The 2,523-nt window shown below is 45.1% G+C and carries 2 protein-coding genes; both read left to right on the top strand.

The features are described 5' to 3' along the window. Positions 1 to 402: hypothetical protein (locus A3757_RS26990; protein ID WP_197470130.1), on the top strand; the 402-nt coding region annotated here is incomplete at its 5' end. Between the two features lie 11 nt (positions 403 to 413). Continuing rightward, on the top strand, positions 414 to 2,523 hold a 2,110-nt coding region (locus tag A3757_RS18640), incomplete at its 3' end, for a transglutaminase domain-containing protein (RefSeq protein WP_304439199.1).

The following is a 2,523-nucleotide window of genomic DNA, read 5'->3' as shown; positions in this document are numbered from 1 at the left end:
GCGTCTGCAAATAACGAGTTCTGGTATGTAGATGTAGTCGAAAGCTCTGAGTCTCTAGACGCCGAGCTCAGCCTAATCAACAAACCATTGACCACGGCATTCGTAGGTCAAGCCTATCAATATCGCTTCTTCGGCGAATCCAGCTTAGGTGGCAATGTCGTAGCAAGCTTGGTTAACGCACCACAAGGTATGACCATTACGCCGAATCAGCCTTATGAGGGTGCCTACGAAATTAACTGGATGCCGGATGAAGCCGATTGTGTGCATGACGTTGAGATTGTGCTTATGGACGAATACGGAAACAGTCAGCCAGTGCATTACTCAATCGATGTTCACAATGCACCGAAGAAATTAAATCGCTTCCAATGCTCATTGGATAACGAGCTGTGCGCGGCACCATGAGGAGGGATACCATGAACTTAAGCAATCAAGAAAATTTACTGTGCACAACTAATTCAAAAGGGAATGCTGCAATGGTTTCTCATCTTTCTCCAATGATGCGTTTTATCGCACGTATCGTTTTGACCTTAATCTGTTTTGTTTGGTACAGCTCTTATGTGCACGCTGCGGTAGAGCGAATGACAAAAGAACCTGCGCAAAACCAAATTGAACACTATTATCCGCTGGGCGCTGAACTTGAAAAGCTTCGTACAAACTTGAAGCACTTACTTCGAGAAGCGAGTAAACCTTCGAGTCAAGGAAAGGCAAAGCCATCAACACAAATTGAGAATCTTGCTCTCATTAAAGAGTTAGATGACGCCCTTCGCGAGCAAATGTCTGTAAGGCTAGCTCACCTTCAAAAGCAAAAGGCGTTAGATAAAATATCGCAACGCCAGGCGCTGAATAACGAAGTCTATGAGCGTGATATGAATGCCCTGTATCAGAATTTGGAGACTATCGAAAAGATAGGCGAAGATGCTTCCAGGCAGCGTGAAAAACGTAAGGCGATTACTCAAGCGCTTACATTACTCAAGTCGCCTTTATCTCGCCCTCACGAAAGTTACAGTAATGATTTAGACTTTATTGGTTCGGCTCCTCGTGAAATCTATTCCTCTCAAACTCAAATTAATAGCTTATTAGGGACTGATAATGGAAGCTATTCTACGACTGACAGTGCCACAGAGATTACTCAGGCGATTACAGGCAAAGTTGCGGAACTCGGCACCGATCCTTTGAGTTTGTATAACTGGGTACACGATACTATTCGCTGGATTCCGAGCTTTGGTGTGATGCAAGGTGCTGATTACACGCTTCAATCAGAACAAGGCAATGCCTTTGATAGCTCAAGCTTATTGATCTCGCTGCTAAGAGCCGCGGGTCACGAAGCAAGATATAAATACGGTGTCGTCAATATACCTGCCGACCAAGCAAGAAATTGGGTGGGTAACGTTAAGAATGCTGCAGCGGTTGCCAACCTTATGAGCCAAGGTGGGATTCCACAACACCAGTATAGCTATGGGGGTGATGTTGAAGAGATACAGCTTGAGCATGTCTGGGTTGAGGTAAAGCAAGGTGAAACCTGGTATAGCCTGGACCCGAGCTTTAAACAATACACTTATACCGATGGGTTGGATCTTGAAAATCAGGTCGCTTTTGATGCGCAAGGTTTATTAACTTCCTTGGAAGAAAGTTCAGTCAGTAACGAAGCTGAAGGTTGGGTACAAGGTGTTAACACCTCCTTAATTGAAACGGAGTTGGCCAACTATCAAACTGAATTGGAAACCTATCTAAATAACAATGCGCCAAACGCAACATTGGGCGATGTGTTGGGCTTGCAAACCATCATTCCTAGCGAGTTTTTAGCACTTGAAGAAGTTGCTCTGGGCTATGAGATTGAATTCAGCGCAACCATTGATCACCTTCCTGAAACCTTATTTCATAAGTTCCATTATCAAGTGGGTTCTGCCATCAGTTACGATTATGGCCAAAGCTTCAGCTGGGGGAGTGAATACTTTGAATTATCAGACTTCACGACTAATCTTGTAGGTAAAGATATCGCCTTCAGCTTCCGTCCCGCTACGGCAGACGATGAAGCGGCGATCGAAAGCTATTTACCCGAGACGATTGAAACTGTTGATGATCTGCCAAGCAGTTTACCCGCAGGTGCAATTCAAATGATTGGTGAGTTAACGGTTGACGGTGAGGTGGTACACAGTACGCCAGCAATTGCCTTAGGTGAGTCCTTAAAGACACGTTTAGGTTTTGCACCGGCACAACAGAGCTTCAAGTTTACTGAAAACAATGTTGTGGCTGGCCAATACCAAGCGATTGGAATTGATATGCAAGGGATCAGCCCAACACAACTCGAGGACTTACAAACAAAGTTGGAAAATACCCAAGCACAGCTTGAAGCAGACAATTCAGCGAGTTTGACGAAACATGACGTGGTAGGAAATATCATCCAGGCAGGAGTCCAAGGCTATTTGGCAATGACCTACGCCACTGACCGAATTGCTGCACAAGCCGCAGGTGTTGCTTATTACCGACAACCCAGTTACGGCACCTTCAGTACACAGATGGAAG

The organism is Oleiphilus sp. HI0117, from assembly GCF_001635235.1.
This window is presented reverse-complemented; position numbering and strand designations above follow the sequence as displayed.